At 56.3% G+C, this 24681-nt stretch carries 18 protein-coding genes; 11 read left to right on the forward strand and 7 right to left on the reverse strand.

Annotation, left to right across the window (positions count from 1 at the left end; translation table 11 throughout):
- The first annotated feature begins 102 nt into the window (after positions 1-102).
- Entirely contained in the window at positions 103-444 is a 342-nt protein-coding gene (locus GST84_22770; protein XGB15008.1) for a hypothetical protein, read from the forward strand.
- Here GST84_22770 and GST84_22775 read toward each other — a convergent pair.
- Positions 422-1039: a recombinase family protein gene (locus GST84_22775; protein ID XGB15009.1), complete on the reverse strand. Its 618-nt coding sequence runs from the start codon at positions 1037-1039 to the stop codon at positions 422-424. The genes GST84_22770 and GST84_22775 overlap by 23 nt on opposite strands.
- Positions 1040-1206: 167 nt before the next feature.
- A complete protein-coding gene (locus GST84_22780; GenBank protein ID XGB15010.1) occupies positions 1207-2043 on the reverse strand; it encodes a hypothetical protein in 837 nt (278 codons plus the stop codon).
- Positions 2044-2189: 146 nt separating this feature from the next.
- On the opposite strand from GST84_22780, the gene GST84_22785 reads away from it, so the two are divergent.
- The 9 genes from GST84_22785 (at position 2190) to radC (ending at position 11486) form a co-directional block, all read left to right on the forward strand.
- On the forward strand, positions 2190-2555 hold the full coding sequence (locus GST84_22785; GenBank protein ID XGB15011.1) for a hypothetical protein: 366 nt from the start codon (positions 2190-2192) through the stop codon (positions 2553-2555).
- Between the two features lie 439 nt (positions 2556-2994).
- On the forward strand, positions 2995-4197 hold the full coding sequence (locus GST84_22790) for a DUF3596 domain-containing protein (protein XGB15012.1): 1203 nt from the start codon (positions 2995-2997) through the stop codon (positions 4195-4197).
- 450 nt (positions 4198-4647) lie between these two features.
- Positions 4648-5631, forward strand: coding sequence for a hypothetical protein (locus GST84_22795; protein ID XGB15013.1), 984 nt, complete (start codon positions 4648-4650; stop codon positions 5629-5631).
- Between the two features lie 267 nt (positions 5632-5898).
- Positions 5899-7155, forward strand: coding sequence for a tyrosine-type recombinase/integrase (locus GST84_22800; GenBank protein ID XGB15822.1), 1257 nt, complete (start codon positions 5899-5901; stop codon positions 7153-7155).
- Between the two features lie 340 nt (positions 7156-7495).
- Positions 7496-7825 (forward strand): hypothetical protein, encoded by a 330-nt coding sequence (locus GST84_22805; GenBank protein ID XGB15014.1) that lies wholly within the window; start codon positions 7496-7498, stop codon positions 7823-7825.
- A 71-nt stretch (positions 7826-7896) separates the two neighbouring features.
- Positions 7897-8865: a DUF932 domain-containing protein gene (locus tag GST84_22810; protein XGB15015.1), complete on the forward strand. Its 969-nt coding sequence runs from the start codon at positions 7897-7899 to the stop codon at positions 8863-8865.
- A 90-nt stretch (positions 8866-8955) separates the two neighbouring features.
- A complete protein-coding gene (locus GST84_22815; GenBank protein XGB15823.1) occupies positions 8956-9945 on the forward strand; it encodes an alkaline phosphatase in 990 nt (329 codons plus the stop codon).
- Positions 9946-10023: 78 nt separating this feature from the next.
- On the forward strand, positions 10024-10938 hold the full coding sequence (locus GST84_22820) for a hydrolase or metal-binding protein (GenBank protein ID XGB15016.1): 915 nt from the start codon (positions 10024-10026) through the stop codon (positions 10936-10938).
- Positions 10939-10988: 50 nt separating this feature from the next.
- A complete protein-coding gene (gene radC / locus GST84_22825; protein ID XGB15017.1) occupies positions 10989-11486 on the forward strand; it encodes a DNA repair protein RadC in 498 nt (165 codons plus the stop codon).
- Between the two features lie 112 nt (positions 11487-11598).
- Here the strand turns inward: radC and GST84_22830 are convergent, their stop codons facing one another.
- Entirely contained in the window at positions 11599-13137 is a 1539-nt protein-coding gene (locus tag GST84_22830) for a hypothetical protein (protein XGB15824.1), read from the reverse strand.
- Positions 13138-13417: 280 nt separating this feature from the next.
- Here GST84_22830 and GST84_22835 point away from each other — a divergent pair, with 280 nt between their 5' ends.
- Complete coding sequence (locus tag GST84_22835; GenBank protein XGB15018.1) at positions 13418-13720, forward strand: hypothetical protein; 303 nt, start codon at positions 13418-13420, stop codon at positions 13718-13720.
- 45 nt (positions 13721-13765) lie between these two features.
- On the opposite strand, the gene GST84_22840 is transcribed toward GST84_22835, so the two are convergent.
- The 4 genes from GST84_22840 to GST84_22855 are packed head-to-tail and all read right to left on the reverse strand — an operon-like array spanning position 13766 to position 24539.
- Positions 13766-16894, reverse strand: coding sequence for a DEAD/DEAH box helicase family protein (locus GST84_22840; GenBank protein ID XGB15019.1), 3129 nt, complete (start codon positions 16892-16894; stop codon positions 13766-13768).
- Complete coding sequence (locus GST84_22845; protein ID XGB15020.1) at positions 16891-19926, reverse strand: site-specific DNA-methyltransferase; 3036 nt, start codon at positions 19924-19926, stop codon at positions 16891-16893. The genes GST84_22840 and GST84_22845 overlap by 4 nt, the downstream gene beginning before the upstream one ends.
- Positions 19927-19943: 17 nt before the next feature.
- Positions 19944-22118: a hypothetical protein gene (locus tag GST84_22850; protein XGB15021.1), complete on the reverse strand. Its 2175-nt coding sequence runs from the start codon at positions 22116-22118 to the stop codon at positions 19944-19946.
- Between the two features lie 9 nt (positions 22119-22127).
- Positions 22128-24539 carry a DEAD/DEAH box helicase gene (locus GST84_22855; protein XGB15825.1) on the reverse strand — a complete coding sequence of 804 codons (2412 nt, stop codon included), beginning with the start codon at positions 24537-24539 and terminating at the stop codon, positions 22128-22130.
- Between the last annotated feature and the right edge of the window lie 142 nt (positions 24540-24681).

Here is a 24681-nt window from a genome sequence, read left to right on the forward strand (position 1 = left end):
ATCCGCCGTCCGTGAAAGGCAGCAATGCGTCGTTTTCTGCCGATCATGGCTACGAAGCGTGCTGGTCAAATCCGATGCAATCGGTGGTCAGAACGAATGCAAATGCGTGCAATGTCGCAACCACACGTAGCCGCTTTTGACGCAGAAATAGCCAAGACCGAAGCTCCTGCGAAATCAGCCGTCACCGAGAACACGATTTTCACCGAGGATGCAGCCGAGAAGGCGCGCACCATTCTGACGGCCAAGCTGACTCAGCTAAACAGGGGCATCGACCCGAAAATCATGCAGGCAGGTATTACGCTGGCCGGCTACCATATTGGAAAAGGCGCGCGCACCTTTGCCGCTTACGTCTACGTCTACGCCAAGGCCATGGCTGAAGACCTCGGCGAGCTGAAGCGTGCCGGCTCCTGGAAAAGTGCTTTCAGGCGTTGGCCAAGTCCCTGATCCTGAGGACTGTGGTGGTTGAGCAGTTGGCGTGCCTGGCTGTTGCGCGGATGCCAAGGCCGGCACCGAGCAGTTCCGTAACGCGCTTGTGCAGATCTTCATCGACCGGCCGGCCCTGATACTTACCGGCAGCTTTGGCCTTCTCGATACCCTGGGCCTGGCGCTCGCGGCGTTGCTCGTAATCCTTGCGCGCAATGGCGGCCATCATTTCCACCAGCATCGAGTTGATAGCGCCCAGCATCCGCCCGGTGAACTCGTCGCCCTTCGTGTCCTGCATTCCCTGGTGACTGGTCGGCAGATCGAGCGCGACGATGCGCAGGCCCTTGGAATCAATCGTGGCCTTGAGCTTCTGCCAGTCCTCTACCGGCAAGCGGGAGAGCCGGTCTATCGACTCCACCAGCAGCACGTCACCCTTGCGCGCATCTTTGAGCAAACGCAGCAGCTCGGGCCGGTCTGCGGAGGCGCCGCTGGCATTCTCCAGATACACGCTCGCGACGACCTTGTTATGGGCGCTGGCGAACTGCTCAAGCGAGGCCTGGGCGCGGCTGGCGTCTTGTTCTTCGGTGGATGCTCGGAGGTATGCGCGAATGAACATGATGGGTCCCTGTATCAGTTAGGGTGTCCTACTAATTCTGTTGTACTATGGGTGTTACTTATCAAGCGAAAAGCCAAAATAAATGCGAATGTGCGTGTATCAGCTGAGGCATACTCCAAAAAATCGCCGCAGACATGCGAAGGCCCGCGACGAAAAAACCAGCAGAATTATTTCCCTACGAAGTAAAGCGCTCGGCCTTGGTTGAAGATGGCCGCCGGGATCGAACCCTTCCTCAGTCGCTGACCAGGATGGTAGATGTAGATCCATTCGGGTAGGTACTTCGACGCCTGCAGCATGGCTTCCGAAGTAGTCATGTCGTTTTTGTAGGCATCAAGCGTGAACTGGTTGTGCCGGATAAAAATCGGCCCGTAGCTGTGAGGCGACACCATGAAACTTGGTGACGCAGCAGGTGTATCCACAAATGGGATAGGACGTTCCGCAAAGATATCGGCAAGCGTTGCATACGAGCGCGAATGACCATCAGGGTATCGGCCGGTCTGCATACCCAGCTTTGACAAACCACCTGAGAAAATCTTTCTGCGAGCCTCCTCAACCTTCTGCAGCGCCAGGGCCGAAGCCTCCTCTGGTGAGCCGGCCTGATCGGAAGGCACCCAGGCAACAACTTGAGTTGCCCGAGCCGGATCACTTGATCCACCCAGTAGCATCAAACCCAAGCCAACACCTGCGGCTGCACCACCGCTCATGCCTGAAGGTGGTGACACATATCCAATCGCACTTAATCCGGCATCCCCTAGCCCTGCCACTGAGCTGTTGGTGGGGCTCATCCTATCAACTCCACCTACCATCTCGATTGGAACGTCACGCTGCCCGGAAATCCCCATGGCAGTCAGAACGTGCATCGCATCCGACCATTTTTCTTTCGGCACATCCTCTGGCTCAGGAAGCTGAACAGTCTTCGGCCATTGAGTGGCAGGGCACCCAATCAGAAAAGCTACTGCCGCAGCCAGCACGCTGACTCGAATCACTGTTGATGTACTACCCATGGCGCCACTCCCTGTTGTGATTACCACAGCTTACGGCGACTTGCAGAAAACCCAACGGCACACCTCCCCCCCGCGATGTAGCTGGCTTGGGATTTCCAAGACATGGCATAGCGTGTCACGCAACGTCATGCACACGGAGCACCACCATGGAATTTCGTGACATTGGGAACGGGCGAACTTTCCCACCAGTAGCACCGAATGGCCGGATTTACGCCGTACCAGTCACCCAAGAAAACCAGGTAGAGATTTTCTGCCTGGCGCCTGAAGGAGTCATTGGAAGCGGAGTCAAGGCCAACTGGGCTGAGATCACAGGGTTCTATTACGACGACGAGTCCTGGGAAATCATCCTGCGCAACTACATCGGCAGAGGAATGCGTTTCCGCCGGGGTGTGCCCTGCGGAATCGTCGAGGACGGTTGCGAGACCTTCAAAACAAATATTCAAGGGTTCGCAATCCCAATCTGCGTAATGAACCGCATCGCGTTCGAGCAGAAAAAACTGCATCAGACCTGATGCCGGCTTTGGTCTTTCAGAGCAACCAGCAGCCTGACTATGTCGAATGGCTTGCCCATCCCCTGGTAGGGAATTTCTCAGGGATCTAATTCCGTCGCTTTTGTTGCGTGAAAGCGAAACCCACGCCAGGAAACCGTCCGTAGGCTGTATCCGAGTAATTAAAGGAAGTCGGATATGACCAACAGAATTGTTAGACGCTGCTCGCATGAGCAAGCCCTCTGCGCCAAATCGATACGCGACCTATGCGCAATCGTCACCCCCTGAATAGCCAGGAATACCGACGCATGCGCTACGTAACCGTGAGGAAATTTGCCAGCGAGTCTGGTTACTCCGAAGACGCTATCCGCTCGAAGCTTCGCGACGGAATTTGGCGGCTCGGAGAGATATGGATCAAAGCCCCAGATGGCCGAGTACTGATTGATGTGGAGGGATATGAGTCGTGGGTAGAGATGGGCGGGGAGTTCGGGCAGTCTCCGAGTCGAGTATCGAAATCACGTTCATGTATCGCGGCGTTCGGTGCCGTGAGCGGATCTCGCTCAAGCCCACCGCCACTAACCTGAAGCGCGCCGAGCAGCACAAGGCGGCAGTCGAGCACGCTATCGCCAATGGCACGTTCGACTATGCCGTCACCTTCCCAGGCTCGCCCAGGGCAGCGAAATTCGCGCCAGAGGCCAGCCAGGAGACCGTAGCCGGCTTCCTGACCAAGTGGCTGGCCGGCAAGAAGCAGCACGTTTCCAGCAGCACCTTCGAGGGGTACAGGAAGCTGGTAGAGCTGCGCCTGGTACCGGCGCTCGGCCCTACCCTGCTGGTCGACCTGAGGCGCAAGACCGTGCGCGACTGGCTGAACACGCTAGAGGTGTCCAACAAGACGTTGAGCAACATCCAGAGCTGCCTGCGCTCGGCGCTGAACGATGCCGTGGACAATGACGAGTTGATCGACACCAACCCGCTGGCCGGCTGGACGTTTTCGCGCAAAGACCAGGTGAAGGAGGATGACGTTGACCCATTCAGTCCGGAGGAACAGCGCGCGATCCTGACCTCGCTCGATGGCCAGGCCAAGAACCTGGTGCAGTTCGCTCTGTGGACAGGAATGCGCACCAGCGAGTTGGTCGCCTTGGACTGGGGCGATATCGACTGGCTGAAGGGTGAGGTCTACGTCACCAGAGCGATGACGCAGGCTGCGGCCGGCGAAGCCGAGGTGACTAAGACGCTATCGGGCAAGCGCCGCATCAAGCTGTTGGCGCCAGCCATGGAGGCCCTGGTGGCGCAGAAGGACCACACCTTCCTGGCCGGCAATGAGGTGTTCCAGAACCCACGCACCTTGGAGCGCTGGAAAGGCGACCAGCCGATCCGGAAAACCATGTGGGCGCATGCTGTGAAGAAGGCCGGCGTGCGGTACCGGCGTCCATACCAGACCCGGCACACTTACGCATCGATGATGCTGTCCGCAGGCGAGCATCCGATGTGGGTGGCGGGTCAGCTCGGCCATTCGGATTGGACTATGATCGCCAGGGTGTATGGAAGGTGGATGCCGTCGGCAGATATTGGCGCAGGTTCGCGAGCAGAGGAACTATGGGGGGCAATTGGAAAAAACCCGGAAACTCAGACTTCACAAGTCAAAGAGCCGATCGAAGGCCTTTGACTTGATGTAGGCGAGTCTCCATGATACGCCGCGATCAAGACGCCACTACCAAGGAGAGGAGGCATTGGTGCAAGCAGTCACAGTACACCCATTTCGTGAGCAGCTACCCGCAAGCTGCCCGCCCAGCGCAGTCAAACAGCCTAATTGCCAGGTCTTGTGGCGCATGCTGCGCTCACAAACCACTAGCGATTCTGATTTTGACTCGCAACGCAAACGCCTCCCCAACCATCCTTATCCCGATGAATGTGATGCGCGCTCGGTTTCGCTAGTGACCTCCCTGGCTGCTTGCCGAGCAATTGCTAAATCTCCGCGGTCAAAATTCACTCATGCAGTCGCAGTTAATTTCGACCCTGACGCAGGCGTATGGCACCACGATAAAGAGACACACGTTCATCTGTGGCCATATAACGGAAAGAATCTTCTGTCCTTGACTGGCCAGGTGGTTACGCTATGAGCAGCCTAAAAATTTACAAAACGCTCTTGGAGTACGAGGTACCGCTAGTGGTACTGGCCAAGAACGATAAAGCTCAGAACTATCTCGGTGTTAACTATGACGACGGGGAGAATGGGTACTTATTCTATTTTTCTAGAATAAACCCTGAAAACCTGCACTTGCTCTTAACCGAAAAAATTGATGTTCACTACGCCGTTACGCGCGCTCACAAAGGAAGATATGAGTTCGCTGAGACTTGGGGTGTTATCGGCCAATCGTTTGAGACAACAAAAAGCGAAGAGTTAAATCCAGACTTCCTTCCCAAGCCTGGCATGTTTATTCCAGGCCATGCGCCCTTAAGCGCAGAAAGCGCTACACGAATAGTTGATATTGATGGCAGATGGGAAGTAAGTGACCTCAAAAAGTTTTCTGATCTCGTTCAGGACTGTTACGCGTTTGGTTATGCGCTTCTTAGCGAGACTGGGGGCACATCGCGCAGCATTGAAAGACTTTTCCACAAGTACCCCTGGAGGGGCGGCTTCAGCGCGGTTAACTTTTTTAGATCGCTTTACAAGGGTATTCCTCGTCAAGACCGGGCGGATATCAAGAGCATTACTTATGCTTCGCCTGGGCAAATAAAATTCATTGTGAATGCGACTGTAGCCGAATCAATTAGAGAGCTTGTAGTTGATCTCAACGCCGACTCAAGCCAAGCAACTGAAGCCTACCGGTATATTTATCGTATGCTTCAAGATCGCTCTTGGACTGGCAAAGCTGAAGAGGATTTGGACCTAGACGACCAAGACAAGGCAGAGCTGCAAGCCTTGTTAGCGACAGGATGCAACGGTTTCGGTCTCAAAGGCCACGAGGATCACATCATTGGACTCGCAAGCGGAGACCTCCTCGCGTCTGTGAAGATCATTCTGGCCTACTACCGACGCCTGAAGCTGCTGGCCGATTACGTTTCTACTGGCAAGGCGCAGAACGTGTTTCACGCGTGAATGACAGCCTTTTGACATGGTTCAGCCTAGAAGGCGCGCCATTACTGGCTTCGACGCGGGTTCAAATCCCCCCGGCTCCACCACATTTACATCTAAAGACGTCCACGGACGTCTTTTTTTGTGCCTGAAAGCCAGTGAATACGAGGCTTTCAAGGCCATCGGCGTCCACAGACGTCCATGAGCAGCTATACCTTTTGGCATTCCAAATGGCATTCCAAGCCCGTAGGTGCTAATTTTTGGAATGCCAAAATCAAGTCTGGAATGCCAATGTGCGCACAAGCTACCCGCCTCTCTGAACTCAAAGTCAAATCTGCCAAGCCTGCTGAAAAGGACTACGTCCTATTTGATGGAGGCGGACTCCAAATGCGAGTGAGAAGCAATGGCTCGAAGCTATGGAACTTCAACTACCGACACCCTGTGACAAAGAAACGGATCAACATGGGACTGGGTACCTTCCCCGAAGTCTCGTTGGCGCAAGCACGCAAGCGTTCCGTTGAAGCGAGGGACGCACTTGCCCACGGCATCGACCCTAAAGAGAAACGGGATGCTGTGCTGCAAGCTAAACAAGCTGCGACTGAGCATACCCTCCAGAATGTGGCGACGTCCTGGTATGAACTGAAGAAGGATGCTGTGACGCCAGCCTACGCTGAGGACATCTGGCGCTCGCTAACATTGCACATACTCCCGGACTTGGGCTCCACACCGATCTCAGCCATCAGCGCACCGCAAGTCATCAATCTGCTCCGACCACTCGAAACCAAGGGCAGCCTTGAAACCGTGAAGCGGCTGACGCAGCGGCTCAACGAGATCATGACCTACGGGGTCAACTCGGGACTGATTCACGCGAACCCACTCAGCGGTATCCGCTCTGTCTTCAAGAAACCGAAAAAGAAAAACATGGCGGCACTACCCCCCGATGAGCTGAAAGAGCTCATGGTGGCAATCGCCAATGCCAGCATAAAAAGAACAACCCGCTGCCTGATTGAGTGGCAGCTCCACACCATGACCCGGCCAGTCGAGGCAGCAACCACCCGCTGGGCAGATATCGACATCGAGAAGAAGATCTGGACGATTCCTGCAGAGCGCATGAAGAAGCGCCGCGCGCACATTGTCCCGCTCACAGAGCAGGCTCTCGCGCTTCTGGAAGCGATCAAGCCCTACAGTGGACATCGGGAATTTGTGTTCCCCGCAGACCGGAACCCCCGCACGCACTGCAACAGTCAGACCGCTAACATGGCGCTGAAACGAATGGGCTTTGAAGGCCGCCTGGTCAGCCATGGCATGCGCTCAATGGCGAGCACCATCCTCAACGAGCATGGCTGGGATCCCGAATTGATCGAGGTTGCGCTTGCCCACGTCGATAAAGACGAGGTACGTAGCGCGTACAACCGAGCAGATTACATAGAACGCAGACGCCCTCTGATGGCGTGGTGGAGCAACCATATTCAGGAAGCTGCTACAGGCAACCTGTCGGTATCAGCTATCAGAGAAAATCAAGATAAAAAAGTCGTCTCGATACGTTGACCCAACGTCAGTTCCTCGCCAAAGCGGGCTGCGGACATGACGCTACCTCACAGGGTTGCCGATGGTGACCCATTTGCTTTGGCTCACCTAGATCAGTTTTCGCTCAGTATCACAAGCGTCCCAGTACTTCATTACTTCATTATTGACTTTACTCGCCCTTCTCAAAGCTTGAGGGACCAATATCCGGTTACGTCTACAGCGCTAGATTAATCGATATTGGATCCAAAATTATTTCAAACCTATATCACCTCAATGAACTCCCCGCAGTATCGACTGCTGCAGGGGGATTTGGCGCGCCAGCTTCTACCTCGGCACGCTCATCACTTGAGAGGATCTGCACATGTATACCCCTTGCCCAAGCTGTAACTCTGGACGCGTCATCACTAAAAATATCGGTAAACAAGCGGGCGGCTTGATTGGTGCCGCAGGCGGTGCGGCCAGTGGAGCCGCTGGCGCCCTATCGGGTGCTGAAGTCGGTGCGGTGCTTGGTGTAGTCGGCGGGCCGGTTGGGATCGCCATTGGCGGTATTGCTGGGGCTCTTCTCGGTGGGCTGTTTGGCGGAGTGGCAGGCGGGATAGCCGGTGCCACGCTGGGTGAGCAGATCGATGACAAGGTGCTTCACAACTACCAGTGCCTACAGTGCGGTTACAGCTTCAGCCTCAACCATTAAGCCGTCATGAACACGCGTCGGTGGTTGATGAAGCGACGCTCACTCCCATTCATTCGCAAGGAATCATTCCCATGGCTCATCTCATTGAAACCATGGCCTACGCCGGTGCCACCCCTTGGCATGGCCTGGGTAACAACCTGCCTCGCAAACAACCAATCGAGGTATGGCAACGTGAAGCTGGCATGGACTGGCAGATCCAGGAAAGCCTGGTGCACTTCAAGTCGGATACTGTCGGTCACCTTGGCACTATTCACTCCTTCCCCGAACAGAAAGTCCTTTACCGCTCCGACACCAAAGCACCGCTGTCGGTGGTCTCCCAGCGCTACCACACAGTGCAGCCGCGTGAAGTGTTGGAGTTTTATCGCGACCTCACTGAGGCCTCCGGCTACGAGTTGGAAACGGCCGGCGTGCTCAAGGGTGGGCGCAAGTTCTGGGCACTGGCGCGTACCGGGCAAGGCACAGAGCTCAGGGGTAACGACCAGGTGAATGGCTATCTGCTTCTGGCGACTTCCTGCGACGGCACCCTGGCCACTACAGCAACGCCGACCACCGTGCGCGTCGTCTGCAACAACACCCTGACCATCGCCCTGGATGGCACCAGCCGGGCGATCAAGGTGCCGCACAACACCCGCTTCGATCCCAAAGCTGTGAAGAAGCAACTCGGTATTGCCGTCTCGCAATGGGATGACTTCATGTACCAAATGCGGACACTGGCAGAACGCAAAGTGCAATGGCATGAGGCACTGGGTTTCTTCATGAACGTATTGTGCGGAACGACACCGACCGGCGCTCTGCCGGAGGTACTGCCCAATGAGCGAGCTCTGCGTAAGGTGCAGGAGATGTACGAAGGACGTGGTCGCGGCAGCCAGCTGGAGTCGGCACGCGGCACCGCCTGGGGTCTGCTCAATGCTGTAACTGAGTACGTAGACCACGAACGCCGTGCCCGCAGTAACGAGTACCGCCTGGACTCGGCATGGTTCGGTCAGGGAGCACAGATCAAACAACGCGCCCTGGATGCCGCTCTGCAACTCGCCGCCTAACCCTCACTTACCTCACCCCTCGCGCCCGGTCAGCCTTGTGCTGCTCGGGCGTTTTTATGCCAGCAGGTGAATACCATGAAAGCAACCTCAATGAACGGCAGCACCCGCAAGAAACGCCCTGCCCTTCGCCTGATCAGCACCAAGGAGCTGCCGCGCGAGGACTGGCTGCAGATCCGCAAGCAAGGCATTGGCAGTTCGGATGCCGCCGCCGCTGTGGGTCTGAATCCGTACAAGTCGCAGCTGGAGCTGTGGCTGGAGAAGACCGGTCGCGATGCCAGCATGCCTAAGGTCGATCCTCAGGATGAGGAAAGCCCGCTGTACTGGGGCAACGTGCTAGAGCCTATCGTGGCCTGGCATTACAGCAAGCGCAGCCAGCACAAGGTCCGCCGCATCAACGCGGTGCTGCAGCATCCCGATCCGGCGCTGCCCTGGATGCTCGCCAATATCGACCGAGAGGTGATCGGCGTTCAAGAGGTGCAAATCCTCGAATGCAAGACCGCCGGCATAAACGGGGCACGCCTCTGGAAAGAGGGCGTGCCCGAATATGTGCAATTGCAAGTCATGCACCAGCTTGCAGTCACTGGCAAGCAGGCCGCTGATGTGGCAGTCCTGCTCGGCGGCCAGCATCTGGAAATCCATCGCATCACACGCGACGACGCGCTAATTGCGAGGCTGATTGACCTAGAACGGCTGTTCTGGGATTACGTCGTCAGTGACACCCCGCCACCGGCCGATGGCACAGCTTCTGCGGAAGCGGCATTACGCTGCCTCTACCCCGAGGATAACGGACAGACCCTGGACTTCAGCCAGCACACGGAGTTGGCCAGCACCTTTCTGGAACTCAAGTCTGTTCGCCAAACCATTGCCCAGCAGGAGACACGTGAAGCGCAGCTCAAGCAGGTTCTGCAGCAAGCCATGGGGGAAGCCACCCGCGCCGAATTTGCCGAGGGCTATATCAGCTGGAAGAAGTCCAAGGACAGCATGGGCCTGGATATTGAACAGATGCTCAAAGACAAGCCCTACCTGCAGGCTCGCTACCCCAAGGCCAAAACAGGCACCCGTCGCTTCCTGATCGCCTGAAACAAATCTGCACACCCTAGCCACCCGGACCGTTCACGTCCCGGTGGCTTTTTTATTTTCAGATCAAGGATAACCGCCATGCTCAAAGGTTTAGCCATCACCCCGCCGGTACTCGGGCGCATTTCCATTGGCAAGGTCGTCGAGAAAAACGGCAAGCGTCTGCCGGAGAAGGACGATCAGTTCACCATCACGTCGCAAGTCCAGAGCCGTGACGGCTGGCTGCTGCACCCACTCAATGAGGAACTGCGCAATGGCCAGGACGGCAAGCTGCGCAGCATTCCGATCCGTTTGTTGTTCAACGAACCGGACCTCAACTTTCGCGCGGACTACAGCCTGTTCGACCGTACTACCGGCAGGCCGTTGTGCGTCGGCAACGGTGAAACATGCAAGCGTTTGACCAAGGATGGCATCCAATCGCTGCCCTGCCCTTCACCCGATGGCTGCCCACTGGCCCAAGGCAATGCCTGCAAGCCTTACGGTCGGCTGAACGTGGTGATTGGTGATGACGACCCACTAGGCAGTTTTGTCTTCCGCACCACTGGATTCAATAGCATCCGCACCCTGGCTGCGCGCCTGCATTACCTGCAAGCCATCTCTGGCAATCGCCTGGCCTGCCTGCCATTGGAGCTGCGTCTGCGTGGCAAATCCACCCGTCAGAGCCACGGCACGCCGATCTTCTACGTCGATATCACGGTGCGCAGTGGACTGAGTTTAGAAGACGCCCTATTGGCCGCCAAGCAACTGGAAGAAACCCGGCAAGCCTCGGGCTTTGACCAAAGCGCCTTGGATCACGCAGCCCGGCAAGGTTGTAACAATGGTGCTTTTGAAGACAGCGAGGAGGACAGTGGCTCCATTGTCGAGGAGTTTTTTCCCGCTGCTGAAACCCCACCCAGCAACGCAGAGGCCAAACCAACAGCACCGTCAAAGCCATCACTGGCTCAGAAGCTGGAGGCTCAGGCTATCGAGCACAGCACTAGGCCTTCCGTTCAGTAAAGCTCTGCTCAACCTCCCCCAGCTTTCCCCATTCTTACAGGAATACCGTCATGAAATATCACAAGCTCAAAGCCGGTGAAGCGAGTGGCACCTACGTCATGGAGTCCCCCGTCACCGAGGCCGACATCCTGCAGATGGCGCAACAACTGGCCATGAGTCGTCTGTCTAAAGGCCGGGCACTGACTGAGCCGAAGCAGGTGTTCAGTCACCTGCAAACACTACTGCAGTACCACGAGTATGAAGTCTTTGCCCTGCTACTGCTCGACTCCAAACATCGGGTCATAGGCTTTAGAGAACTGTTCAGAGGCACTCTGGATGGCGCGAGCGTGTACCCGAGAGAGGTGGTCAAGATCGCCTTGGAGCACAATGCTGCGGCCGTCATTATGGTTCACAATCATCCCTCCGGTGACCCAGAACCCAGCCAAGCCGATCGGACCCTGACCGCCACCCTCAAAAACGCTCTGAACATGGTCGGCACCTGCATATTGGATCATGTAGTGGTTGGCCATGAAGGTTGCGTCTCGTTGGCTGAACGAGGTTATTTGTAAAAAGATCTCATAATGCCTCCATGGTGATCTTTGGGCTCAGCCCTAAAGATCACCATGGAGGCAGCTGATTCGAGTCCTTATTTTTTTGCGTCGGTGCCCCAGCTGGAGCTACTCATTTGGGCCTAGAGCCCGCGGCCGTCATTTTGTCATCGAACTTTTTCAGCCCAGCCAGCAGTGTACGGCCAATATAGCGGCTAGGGGCGGAAGCGAGCACCTTGTAACCCAGCTCTGCAGTACCCACCAGCGCCCGTGCGGAGCCTTCAATGGCCACGCCTGCTCCTGCAAACAGGGCCTCTACGCCATCGCCGCCGTTTTCGTAGTACTCTGCGGCATGGTTGATGCCCTGAATGGTGGCAAACAACCCGAGCCCGCCAACCCCGGAGAGCAATGCATCGAGGACAGTGTCCTCGGAGTCGACCACAGAGCCGCCAAGTGCAAGGTCTACCGAATGCTCCAACTCGATATTGCTAAAGCCTGAGTCAATGGCGCGAGTCCGCTCGGCCACTTCCGAGGTGGCAATAACCGGGATATCAGCATCTACGCTGTTGATGTAGGTGGTACTGGAAGTGGCCTTGATCTGGTAGGCCACACCGTCGATGACGATATCGCTTCCGGGGTTGTTGAAGTGTTCGAAAAGGGCACCCCCGGTATCGCTCGCCACCAATTTCTCAAAATAGGCGCCCTTGGCCAGGGAGGTCAGCCCAACCAGGCTCTCTGAGGACATGAACAGGGTATCCAGCCAGATTTCAGCATCACTCATACCAGCATAGTTGCCGTTGACGCTCCGCATCGCGTCGTAAATGTTGCCTGCCGTGGTGAAGTCATTCCACAGGGAAATCGGCACCGACAGGGCTGACAGCATAAACCCGGCCCTGAGTGGCAACTCAATTTCCTGCCCACAAGTCACTTCATCGGCGATGAACTGCTCAATCTGCTGTTGGCTGCTGGTGATGCGTGCTTCAGTACGATATTTGAGTTCGGAAAAGTGCTTATCGAGGCAGGTGAAGTCTTCAGCGTGCTGAGTCAGCAACCTGTCATGCATCTTCTTGAGTTGCCTGATGGCCTGATCTATTTCTCTGAAGTCTGGGCCATCGGAGTACTTTATCTTGTTCCACCAGGAGAACTTCTCGTAGGTCTCATCCCACTGGTCGCTCAGCTGATCGCGCCGCTGCTGTAGGCGCTGCAGTGTTTCGCACACAGTGTTTTCCGCCTGGATAAGAGGTGTCCGGCTACGGATAGCCTGCAGGCGCTGCCGGCACTGGTTGCGAGCGGTTGTCACATCGGCCGCCAGGCGCTGCTGCAGATACTGCCGGGTGAGCCCGTCCAGGTGCTGTTCCAACTGTGGTTGAAGTGCATGCAGCGCGCTTGTGTTCAAGGGGCTCTGTCCGGCTTGCTCCCGGGCGACGGCCAGTGCCTGGCGAGCCGCCGACAAGTCACGAGTGGCGAGGACTTTCTGGAGTGAATAGACCATCTTGGCATAACGCTGTAGATGCATCCAATGGAAAAAGCAGACGCCCCATGCGAGTAGCCCGAGCGGCAGCAACAAAGCCGGTAGCGACGCAAGCAGCCAGCGCGGCTCAATCTGCTGGCCAGCTGACAGGAGGGGTTGCGCAAGCAGCCCCTGCAAGTCAACGCACATCAGCAGCCCCAGCGCAGTCAGCCCCAGCGCTTGCCTCAAACGCTGCTGGTAGGCTTGCCGACATTGCAGTAATTCGGTGGTGGTGACTGTCAGTGGAAGGCTCTCTGTAGTGGCGCCCGGCAGGAGGCGACTGGCGAATGCGGCCCGGCAGGTTCTGAAATACGTCAGAGTCGAAAGGGGATAGGATGTACTACTTCACTCACCTTCGCTCCCCCCTAAACAGATCCTTGAATGCTCTTTTTTCCCCACTCAGGCAGAATCCACTGCCCAATTGAACTACAGCCAAACACTGATGAAACTGCTCAACACCTATGACGACCGGGACGAAGCCGAAGCCGCTGCCGAAAAGCTCAGCGGGAACAAGCGCCTGGCCAGCGAACGCGACGCCACCGTGGTCATCTACAACTTGTTCGGCATCCCCAGTTGGGGCAATTTCCACCGCTTGCGCATGTACAACCTGGGCGAACTGAAAGCTCTTCTGGAGCGCAGATCTACTTGGCAAGCGACTGACCAGGCACGCCATGCCGAGATTCTCGCCACTCTCAAGACCGTGGCGAAGAACTACGAGATCGAAGTACCGGAGCATTGGTTGTAATCCGACATAACAGGGACGCTCCAACGAGCGCCCCCACTTCGCGAGCTAACCCTGTAGCTTCTCCAAACTCAGCTGATCGATCTCTGCTCCGAGCTTCGTCGGATCCTGCACAACCAAGTAGTGCCAAAGCCCGAACTCGCCCCCGCGGTTCACCGCGTCCACCCAACGCTGGGCAGCCTTGGCTTTAAGATCCGCATCGTCGTTGTACTGCCCCTTCACCTCGATGATCAGCTTCATGCCTATGTCCAACTCGGCAATGAAGTCAGGGATGTAGCTGTGCTTGATGTTTTGCTTACGATAGCCGACGGTAAAACCCAGTCGGTCGTTCTTGACCCACTTGGTTACGCCGGGATGGATATCCAGCAAGAAGCCTACGCTTTGCTCCCATTTCGCCGTATCGGCAACCATCAAGTTCAGATGGCACTTGGTCACAGCACGCACGGGCTTGGTAGTATGGAAGTCCACGTACAACGTGCTCCCGGTACCCGCCGCCCCCGGGGGGATCAACGGCAGGAAACCATACCGCTCTTCAGTGCCACTCTGCAGCGCGTTGTAAAGGCTGCCTATGGCTGCTTGGTTATAGCTACCAAGAAGCACATCACACGACAGGGAGTCCCCCTTGCGCACCAACTTCTCGCGCAGGAAGCGTAGACATCCCGCAACGACCTTGGGAAATAGCTGTGCCATCGGCACGCTATCGCCACGTTCGCTGCGCCACTGCTTGCAAATATCCTTGGCCAGCACGAATGCCACTTGCTGATTGCGAAACAGCTTGCGCCATTCAACCAAGGAAACCTCGCTCTTCTTGCCTACTCCAAAAGCCGTCAACGAACCATCAGGCGCGGTCATCTGCCCTACCTGTACAGTCGTCGGTAGCGTCATCGGATCAATGGTGACTTTTGCCACTTGCGACCAGTCGATCACCACATCGAGCTGGCTGACCTCCTGGTAGCCCGTCACGATGGGGAAGTCGATGCGGTAATGCTCACGCTCAGGCATGGAGAAGATGTGGTGCTGCTCGCGTTGCTCCTTAGGCGGGCCTACCTCGCGAGTCTTGAAAGGCACCAGCTCGAAAGGCACACCGAAAACCTTGGCAGTTTCTTCGGTAAACAGGCCAGTATCTTCATCCACTATATAGCTGGCGCGGCGCAGTGCCCGGCCGACTACCTGTTCGCACAGCAACTGCGAACCGAAGGGGCGTAGACCGACGATGTGGGTCACGGTGTTAGCATCCCAGCCTTCAGCCAGCATCGCTACCGACACGATGCAGCGGATATCCCGGCCTGGCGGAATGCGTTCATCGATCCACTGCAGCCCGCTCTTATCCTCACTCTCGTCATCATCGTCGTCGCTGTTGAGCTTATCGTTGTGCTTGCGCACCAGCTCTGACCACTCATCAGGCACCTTGTCGCCAGGCCATTTACCCTTTCCGATAGTGTCGAGGATAAATCGCATACGCCGCACTTCGTCGTTACCACTACCGGACTCGATTTCCTCGGCAATCTTCGAGTCCACCCGCACCGTCACCTCTCGGCCGGGGGCATTGCGGAACCACTCGGGCGCCTCACCATACCCCCCCTCGTTGCCAGCCAGCCAGCTATGTACTTCCTTGGCCACCTTAGTATCGCGGCACACCACGATAAACACTGGGGGAATCGGATAACGCTGATTGTCCTTATGGTCTTTCTCCCACTCCTGGAACTTTTTGTACCAGTCTGCCGCCAGCAAGGTGATTGGCGTGCTGGCGTAGTTCATGACCAACTGGGGAGTGAGCTTGCTGCCATGGCCATCTTCCTCGGCCTTAGCCTCCACCCAGCGCCAGACATTGAAGTAGGCGGCTTCCTCAGTGCCGCCGACATCCGCGGTAGGCAGTTCGGGGATTTTTACCAGTCCGGATTCGATGGCGTCCAACAGGCCGAAGTCGGAAACGATCCACGGGAAGGGCTTGCCCACCTCATTGCCCGAGCCCTGAATATAAAACGGTGTGGCGGACAGGTCGACGCACAGGTTTATACCGTTCTTGCGGCCGTTGGCCAGCTTGTTGATCCGGTCCAGACCCTCGATCCAGATAGTCGCTTCCTTGGCGTTCTTCTTCGCGGTGTCCTTGTCGTCCTCCAGCGTGGTTTCGTCATCATCGCTGTTGCTGTCGCCACGACGATAGGCATGGTGCGCTTCGTCGTTGAACACCAGCCAGTGCGGACTACGGCCACGGCCAGTGCCCAGTTCCTGGCGAATGCGCTTGAACCAGGCGGCATCGGACTCGAAGTATTTGACCTCGACTTTGCCCTTGTCTTTACCGGATTGCTTGACGACTTCCACCGCGTCGCCAGTCTTCACCACCTTAGCCGAATCGCCATTGACGGTGTTGCTCTCCAACTTGGCCAGCTTGTGCCAATTAGCGATCATCACCTCGCCGCGCCGCAACTCCTCCATACGCTGCACCGGCACCAATTGCCGGGTGCGATACAGCGACAAATCACCGAGCAACGGGTCTAGTTCTTTCAGGCGTTCACGAATGGTCACGTTGGGGCAGACGATCAGCACCGTATCGGAGAAGCGATCATCCGTCGGCGCCGCCGCCCGGTTGAGGATCGACCAGGCTGCCAGCATGCCCATAACGGTGGTCTTGCCCGAGCCCGTCGCCATCTTGCAAGCATGCCGAGTGAAGGCACGCAGCCCCTTAGCCTTGCCTTCTGGCCCCGGCTCATCCTTGACGATGGCTAACAGGCCCTTCCTGTAAACCTCGGCCGCCTCGGCGAGGAAAATGACCGTTTCCGCCGCCTCGATCTGGGCGAAGAACAGCCGCTGGCCACGGTCTTCGGAGCGCCACAGTTCGATCAGTTCTTTGGTGACCCGCGAAGCACCGTCATACGGCGTACCGGTCAATTTGCCCTCACGCCAGTCGCGCAGCTTGTGACGGATCAGGTTGACCTGGCCTAGCTCCTCCTGCTCACCGATATCTGTGGCGCCCAGCAGCTCGCCCTGCTTCTTGGTCTTGCGACCGGTGCCAGCACCTTCTGGTACACGGTAGAAGTAGTAAGCCGGGCGACGGCTTTCCGCCTTCACTGGGCTCTTGCCGACCTCGACTTGCCAGTGGTGGGTCGGCTCGGCGTAGGGCGAGTTGATGATGGGTTCCGGGACTTCGCTAACGGGAACGGCAGTGCGCTCGCTCATTGCCCGACCTCCGTCACGCTGAGCACGCGCATCAGCTCATTGCCACGCTCGTCGATCACCTTGATTGCGATCTGCCCCTCAGAGTCGGCGACAAAGGGCTCACTGATGGTGCCAGCCAGATGCTCCCAGACACTCTCACTGAACTGCCCCTTGAGCGACTTCTGTAGATTGTCCCAGGCACTCGTCCGAGGGAAGAACACCTGATCAGCACAAAAGGCCATGCCGTTGTAGCTTGTATCCAACATCCAACACGGCAGGTTCGCCGGCTCGACCGACTCAGTTTCCAGTGTGTCCGGGCGGAAGGTATCCAGCCCTAGCAGCTCGACCTGATACAGCGGCTTGCCATCGTCTCGCAGCCCGGCCGAGATGATGCGAGCATCTGGCAGGCCGGTGATGGAGAATAGCTGGTCAGTGTGACTGGTCTTGAGCAGGTCATCCATGGCCACATCCGGCGTCACGCTGATGTAGGTACAGGGAAGGCGCAGGCGCTTGCGGTCGTCCACCAGTTCGCGGGCTTTGGCCTGGATAGCGAAACCGAACAGATAGAGCTGGCTGTATTTGAGGAAGTAGGCTTCGCTGGCTGCCTCGAAGACCTGGTCGGAGCTGATAGCTCCATCCTCTGGGCCAAACACGATGGCAATACGCTGCTCCTGCTCATCTACTGCTTCGGCATGCAGATAGTCATTGTCCAGCACACGCACCTGCTCCAGTTTCAGACTGCGATTTCCCGGCAGGCGCAGATTGCGGCTGCGACGCAGGATATCGATCATCCGGTCCAGATAGCTGCGCGCGTTGTAGCCAACCTCTTGCTCGGCCTGCTGGGTTTCGCCCTGCACTTCTAAGGAGTGGGCTGCCTGGATGGTGGCCTCAACTGTGAAGGGGCCACAGACGCGGGTAATGGTTTTATTTTCTTCCGGACGGTCGACCAGAGTGACGGTTTCCGGTTCTTCGTTGTTGGCGATGGACTTCAAGGTAATACGCGGCACCAGGCCCCCCACCTCCTCGCCCTTGCGGTTCTGCTTGCGCTTGTAGACAAAACCGCCCACCGGACCACGGCTTGGCTCTTTCAATTCGTACCAAGGGAAGGTAGCAGTAAGCAGTCGCTGCCGAGCAAGAGCCAAAGGCACACGAGAAGTGTCGCAAGTAATCCAACGCCGCCCTAACGATTCTGCAACGTAGGCTGTTGTACCGGAACCACATGTAGGGTCAAAAACCAAGTCCCCTGGCTCAGTCACCATCAACATACACCGTTCAACTACTTTCACTCCAGTCTGAACAACATATAGTTTCTCATCAGTGAAACTACCCGTAAGCGTATCAGTCCAAAAATTCCCTATCTGTTGATAAGGAAAATCATTAGCAAATCGGCGATACCTTATGCTGTTTTTTGCAACATGAATTCGACCGGCTTCCGCTAACCGTTCCAGCCCCGCCGGGTAGTTAGGCTTCCAATGAGAGTTCTGCCCTGGGCTATAAACCTTTCCTTGAAACTCAAAAGGCTGTGCTTCTTTAGCAGCACCCTGCGACTGAATATTATCAGGGCTATAGAGCCTAGCCCCTTGGGGGATAGCAGTTTCACCGCGTTTTTCCTCCGAAGTGACTCCCCTATAACTCCCATCTTCCAAGACCACCCACTTTGCGTTCCCTTCACCAATAGATACTTCCTGACGCTGATAAATCCTATTAAACTTCACGCGAGATTTATCTTTGCAGTACCAAACAAGAAAATCCCCAAGAGCCGGCAATGTGTTTGACGCAAACCCAGAAGTAGTCTGAAAGACTATTTGCGACACGAAATTGTCACTACCAAACACCTCATCAAGAACTTCTCTGACGTGATGCACATTATCATCAGATATCTGAACAAATATACTACCACTCTCAGATAACAGCTCCCTCGCCAAAAGCGCGCGGTCTCTGAGGTAGGCAAGGTAAGAGTGCAATCCAAGTTGCCAAGTATCACGATACGCCTTGACCATTTCTGGCTCGCGAATCATGTACTCATCTTTTCCGTGATTATCCTTAACCTTTTTATCACGAACAAAAGGCTGAAAATTCGATCCAAAACTTACTCCATAAGGCGGATCGATAAATACCATTTGAACTTGACCACCCATACCCTCGTATTCGAGCAGGGAGTTCATTACTTGCAGAGAGTCCCCCAAAATCAGGCGATTAGTCCACTTTTCCTTATGAGTGTAAGCATCCAACTGATCGGCAATATCCATGTCAGAGTTATCACCGAATATATCAAGTGTGATGCCTACCGCACGGTGGGACTCCAGGGTTTTGAGGATGTTCTGCGTCGAATGGCGCTCATGCACGAACAACGGTACGGTCGGCACGCTGATCTGCCGACGTTCAGCCTTCCCGGTCCAGTTGAGGAAAGGTTGGGTCAGGCTTTTCAGCCGTGCCACGCACTGACTGAGGCTGGTTAAACGCTCATCGTTGCCTTTCCAGACCTGCTCCTGGGCAAATACCACGGACTCGCCCCGGGTAGCCGCCTTGGCCACCAGATTGAGCAGCCACTCGGCAAAATCACGCTCGGCGCTCTCATCCCAGCACAGCTCGGGTGCCAGGCTGGAGTCATAGCGGTACTGCTTAGGCGCCTTGCGGCCGTTGAACTGCTCCTGCACACCCACATCGGGACGGCTGGTGGCCTTGGTGTCGTACTGATAGGTACCATAAAGCTCGGCACCGACACTACCGATGACGGTGGCGTCACCTTCGGGCTCATCAGCTGACTCTTCCGGCTCACTCCCAGCCTTTTGCTGAGCCAATCCACTGGTAGCCAAGGACAAGTGCGGCACTGCTATCGCGGTGCGATACACGGTGCCCCCCTTCCCCTGCCCCTTTCCCAACAGCCCCTCAGCGACCAGGGCATCGCGCACACGCTTGTAGTCCTGTTCGTCAAAATCGAAATCGGCCACGTTAGTCAGATCTTTCTGAAGCTTGATATTGCCGATTCTTTCGCCATCCGCAGGCACATAAGCCAGAATCAAGTCGCGCAGTTGAGAGTCGTACTGAGTCATTGAGCTTTCCGTGTTCTTCAATCGTTGTTCAGGGTTTCGTGGGCGAAGATGGCCGTCGGAGTATTCTGCTGAGCAGAGATCACCGGCCAATAGAAGGGTGCGCCCGTCCAACCCTTTTCCTCCCTGCCGTTCTGCCGAATAAGAGTCAGCATGGGATTGTCGATGGCGTACTTCTTGCGAATCTGGCCCTCAGTCTTGGTGCTGTCCGGTGCGTCGGCATAGACGGCATGCGAGCCCGCGTTAACGGTACGCTGGATTTCCCGATCGGTACGCACCAGGCACCAAACTTTTCCTTGCTCGCTGACATCTTTCGGTAGGCTGGCCAAGTACTGGAGCGCAGAGCGTGCCGCCTCCCAGTCGAAGCTATAGCCCTCCCCCTCCTCCATTTTGAAGGTGGGCTGCAAGGTGCTCAGTAGCTCAATCGCCACCGTTACCGGTATCAGAAACGGCACATCAAAGCTGCCGTTACCGGCGAGCTTGTCGAGCTGCTGGTCGAGCTTCTCAGTAACCGGTCGCAGGTAGGTCTTGGGCAACACCTGGAAGCCGACAGGGAGGATTCGCTTGAATGGCTTGAGCGTGGTGGTTTGCGACAAGGCGATCTTGTTTGGACTACAGGGCTGCACAGCATTGCCAGGGGCTTTCTGGATGAAAACCACCGGTTGTTCCGGGTTTTTGGCCAGAGACTCTCGCAGGGCCACATCGCTCTCATGCATACGCTGCATGGCAGCGTAGATGGTCGGCTCGGTGTAGAAACGAGTCACAGCCAGATCCTGACGTGGGCGGAAGCCGAACATGCGCGAGTGCTGCAGCACGGTATCCTGCTGGAACACGTTGGGCTGGCGACCGTAGTAGAAGCCGATCAGGTTGGCGATGGTGACCCCACGGTCAAGAATCTGACCGCCGATGAAGATGTTCAACGGCGTGCGCAGTTTCAGTTGACCGTCATCATCTAGTAGCTCCTCAACCTGCTTCTCGGAGTTGACCTTGGTGCTCATCAGCCAGTCTTGCTTGAGCGCTATCTGCACTTCCTGAGCGACCTCATCTAGTAGAGGGAGATAATCCCCCTGTAGCTCGACCGAGGGCTGTAGCTCCTGGTAGGCGCGCTGAATGAGGCTACTCAACAGCTGTGGCTCCTGGATTACTGCTGCACTGAGCTTTTCCTTGATCTTCTCGACCAACTCCTCCTGCCAGGCATGCGCGGTGGTATTGGCCTCTGTATGCACCAGGAAGCTGAACTTCTTCGCGGCCTTCCCAGCCTTCTTGTCCTGCAAGCGCCGGATACAGCCGCCAACGATGAAATTGCAGATGGCATCACGCAGGGTCGGGATCGCCTTGCTGGTCAGAACCTCCCCCAACTTGAGGCGGCGACCATCCTTCTTGCGCAGGACCTGCAATTCGTCCTGATGCACTGGCTGAAAGAGGAACCTGGCCAGGTGACCGTCTGCCTGGCTGTCTTCAAAGTAGTAGTCGCTACCCACATAGGCGGCATTGACGGGGACCAACTCGGTGAAGGCCGGGCGAATCGGCTTAAAACTGTTGCCTTTGATCTGCACATCGGCAGGCTGCAGATACAGCGAGTACGGGGTAGCTGTGACCTGCAGGAAGGCTGCACGCTCGACGATTAAGCGCAATTGCTCGAGCTGGCGGGCGGTAACGTTGATATCTAGTTCGCCCCTGTCGCGCTTGAAGCCGACACTGGCGTAATCTGCCTCGTCATCGATGATCAGCACGCGCTTGCCTTTGAGCTGCGGATATTTGCTTTTGAATAGATCGATAAGGCGATTGAGGTTGTCGGTCTGCTTCTTCACCACAAGAACCAGCTTCTGATTCAGCTCGAAACCAGTCAAATGGCCAGGCATGGTCATGATGTCGAAGACCTTGAGCAGGTCGTTCTCGTCATGTGCACGGAACTCGCTCTTGATGCGCTCGTAAGTCTGCTTGGCCAGAGCCTTAGTACCCTTGGTCAACACCACCGCCACATCGAAATCGTTATCGAAGGCCAGCGCCATGACCGCCAGGAAGGTTTTCGTCTTACCCGACTGGATCTTGCCCAGCAGCATGCCAGGGTGGTCTTCACTGGTCTTGCTCTTCATCAAGCGCTCGACGACTGACTCGATGCATTTACAATCTTCGCTGGAGTAACGTGTATCGTCTTTGACAAAAGACGGGTAGAAATCACCCTGCTTGTTCATAGTTCTTCCTTAAATCATCCAACCGGCGCTAGACCACTGCAGATTTTCTGGGCTCAAGTAGAGGTTGCTGACGCTGGCGAGCCGTTGATTGACGACGCTCTCCGCACATGCAAACAGCGCCTTGCACTGCTCAGGTGTTGGTTTCAGGTCGGCAGATTGTGCCGGTTGTAGCAGCCACTGGCCAGTAGCTGGGATATTCAGTTGAGCCCGCTGCTCGCTGACCTGAACAATCACAAACTCCTGACGCATACGCTTGCCCTGCAATCCCTGCCAGCGCAGCATGGCTCCAAACAGCGCTCCTTCGCCTAACTCATTCCCCTGCACCACCGCGGCCAAGCCACCAAAGTCGTAATCACGAGCCTTGCTGAGCAGGTACTGCATGAACTGCAAATTAAGATCAAGCATATGGGTATCCGGCCGATAGGCCGCCACCTCGCGATCCAATGTGCAATCCATACGCGGCGATGCCTTGGGCGACATACCTAGCTCGCGCATCACAACCTCTGGCAAGCGGATACGCAACAGTTTGCTCCTGTGGGTGCGCTCGGCCACTTCGATACCTAGCTGATCGCACATTCCCAGTACGAAGCTGAGCAGGTGCTCTTGGGTAATTTCCAACTCATCACGCAGCTCATTTGCATCTCCACTGGCCGCGTACTCGAACAGCTCACGCTGCTTGGCGGTTGCCGTTTGCGCTTGACGCAGGGCTTCGTCGATCCGTTCGCGGGTACGCTCGATGCCCTGTAGGGTGGCAGCTTGCAGAATGTCCTCGACATCGATGAGCTCGGCCAGTTCACCGAGGATCTCGTCTTTCAGTCCGTCGTTGTATTCATCTTTCTGTACCGCCGCCATATCGTGAACCACAGAGTCGATGCGATCGTACAGCAGGTCGATAATCTGCTGATCCATGGTGTCGGGCTGGTGGATGTTAAACACCACGACCTTTTTCTTCTGGCCGTAGCGATAGAGGCGCCCAATCCGCTGTACTAGGCGCATGGGGTTCCAGGGCAGATCGTAGTTGACCATGATGTGGCACTGGCGCTGCAGGTTGATACCTTCGCCACCGGCCTCGGTAGAGATCAGGAACTGACCTTGATCCTCGAAGCGGGCAATGGCATCGCGGCGCTCGGCATGCCCCATCGAACCATTGATCAGTTCGACTTTGTTTGCACCGAAATAACACCGCAACGTCTCGCAAAGGTAGTTTTGCGTCGTGCGGTACTCGGTGAAGATCAGCACTTTCTCTCCAGAATTGGCCGCAAGAATCTTACGGATGACCTCATCGATGAAGAGCTGAAGTTTGCGATCGTTTCGCTTGAGCTGCTCAGCCTCCTCGATCAGCTCGCTCAGCAGCACGATTTCCCCGGCGAAAAACTCCTTGGCATCTGTCGCAAGCTGCTCTTCCCATTCGCCGAAGTAACGCTCATCGACAGGCTCATCCGCTCCCTGCTCACCGTTGAGCTTCTTTTCCAGGCGCATTAGGCGGTTGCGCAGCGCGTTGAGGATCGCCGCAGAGCTGGATGCAGCCAGCTTGCGATAGACCGTCATCACGAAGCCGATGGCATTACCCGTGCGGCCCATCTCCACACCAGCCGCGTACCCCTGGCGCAGGTAGGCCTGCAGGGTCTTGTCAAAGGCCTTCGACTCCTCGCTGGCAAGCACTTTCATGGCGCGCGTGAGCTTGCCCTGGAAGATGAAGTTGCCATTAGCATCGGTCACATCCGCCTTGTGGTTGCGGTAGACCATGTCATGAAGGATTTCCGGCTTCAGATTGAGTAGCATCAGCTCTCGGCGACGCTCTGGACGCAAAAGCTCGAGCAAGGCGATGAACTTGTCCTGCATGCCTTGGTGAGGCGTAGCACTAAGCAGCAGCATGTGCTTGGCCTTACTACGCAGGTTGGCCGCCAACGTGTAGCGCTCTGAGCTATCCAGCTTCTGCCCGTACTGGCGGCGACTGAGACGATGCCCCTCATCAAAGATGACCAGATCCCAGGGTTCAGCTTGCAGCAGGCTGGCCAAGTGCCCCTCCTGTTTCAAGCGGTCCATGGAGCCGATTACTCGGTCATGCATCTTCCAGTGGCGAGGCTCATTGATGAAGAAATCCTCTCCATAGATCTCAAAGTCATCCAGCTTGAATTTGTGATGGAGCTCTTCCTGCCACTGCTTGGTCAGCCCGGCCGGGGTTATCAGCAAAACTCGCTGAATCAGCCCGCGTTGAGTCAAGGCGTGCAGCAACATGCCGGTTTCGATGGTTTTACCGAGTCCCACATCATCGGCGATCAGCCAGTTGAAGTTGCCCGAAGCCAGGATGTGGTGAACCAGGTGGATTTGGTGTGGGAGCGGGTCTATATCCAGGTGCGAAAGCGCTCCAGTGTTCTCGTTCCAGGTCTCGATGGCATGTGCAAGCATTCGTAAGCGCATGCGCTCGGCATCTCGCTCCTTGCCCGTATCTGCCGTAACAAAGCGGTGCTTGGGCCCCTTGACCTGGCGTAGATGCTGGTAGGGCAACCAGTGTCGCTCGCCACTATCTGGAAAGTCGACCAGTACTTGCTGGAAGCCCGCC

The sequence above is a fragment of the Pseudomonas putida genome (genome assembly GCA_041879295.1).
GTDB lineage: Bacteria > Pseudomonadota > Gammaproteobacteria > Pseudomonadales > Pseudomonadaceae > Aquipseudomonas > Aquipseudomonas putida_Y.

Excerpts from the sequence above, each read along its gene's own strand:
- GST84_22795 (XGB15013.1), top strand. The coding sequence starts at position 4,648 with ATGAGCAGCCTAAAAATTTACAAAACGCTCTTGGAGTACGAGGTACCG.
- GST84_22785 (XGB15011.1), top strand. The coding sequence starts at position 2,190 with ATGGAATTTCGTGACATTGGGAACGGGCGAACTTTCCCACCAGTAGCA.
- GST84_22815 (XGB15823.1), top strand. The coding sequence starts at position 8,956 with ATGAACGGCAGCACCCGCAAGAAACGCCCTGCCCTTCGCCTGATCAGC.
- GST84_22800 (XGB15822.1), top strand. The coding sequence starts at position 5,899 with ATGTGCGCACAAGCTACCCGCCTCTCTGAACTCAAAGTCAAATCTGCC.
- radC (XGB15017.1), top strand. The coding sequence starts at position 10,989 with ATGAAATATCACAAGCTCAAAGCCGGTGAAGCGAGTGGCACCTACGTC.
- GST84_22855 (XGB15825.1), bottom strand. The coding sequence starts at position 24,539 with ATGCGCTTACGAATGCTTGCACATGCCATCGAGACCTGGAACGAGAAC.
- GST84_22840 (XGB15019.1), bottom strand. The coding sequence starts at position 16,894 with ATGAGCGAGCGCACTGCCGTTCCCGTTAGCGAAGTCCCGGAACCCATC.
- GST84_22775 (XGB15009.1), bottom strand. The coding sequence starts at position 1,039 with ATGTTCATTCGCGCATACCTCCGAGCATCCACCGAAGAACAAGACGCC.
- GST84_22805 (XGB15014.1), top strand. The coding sequence starts at position 7,496 with ATGTATACCCCTTGCCCAAGCTGTAACTCTGGACGCGTCATCACTAAA.
- GST84_22845 (XGB15020.1), bottom strand. The coding sequence starts at position 19,926 with ATGACTCAGTACGACTCTCAACTGCGCGACTTGATTCTGGCTTATGTG.
- GST84_22770 (XGB15008.1), top strand. The coding sequence starts at position 103 with ATGCGTGCAATGTCGCAACCACACGTAGCCGCTTTTGACGCAGAAATA.
- GST84_22835 (XGB15018.1), top strand. The coding sequence starts at position 13,418 with ATGAAACTGCTCAACACCTATGACGACCGGGACGAAGCCGAAGCCGCT.
- GST84_22820 (XGB15016.1), top strand. The coding sequence starts at position 10,024 with ATGCTCAAAGGTTTAGCCATCACCCCGCCGGTACTCGGGCGCATTTCC.
- GST84_22810 (XGB15015.1), top strand. The coding sequence starts at position 7,897 with ATGGCTCATCTCATTGAAACCATGGCCTACGCCGGTGCCACCCCTTGG.
- GST84_22780 (XGB15010.1), bottom strand. The coding sequence starts at position 2,043 with ATGGGTAGTACATCAACAGTGATTCGAGTCAGCGTGCTGGCTGCGGCA.
- GST84_22850 (XGB15021.1), bottom strand. The coding sequence starts at position 22,118 with ATGAACAAGCAGGGTGATTTCTACCCGTCTTTTGTCAAAGACGATACA.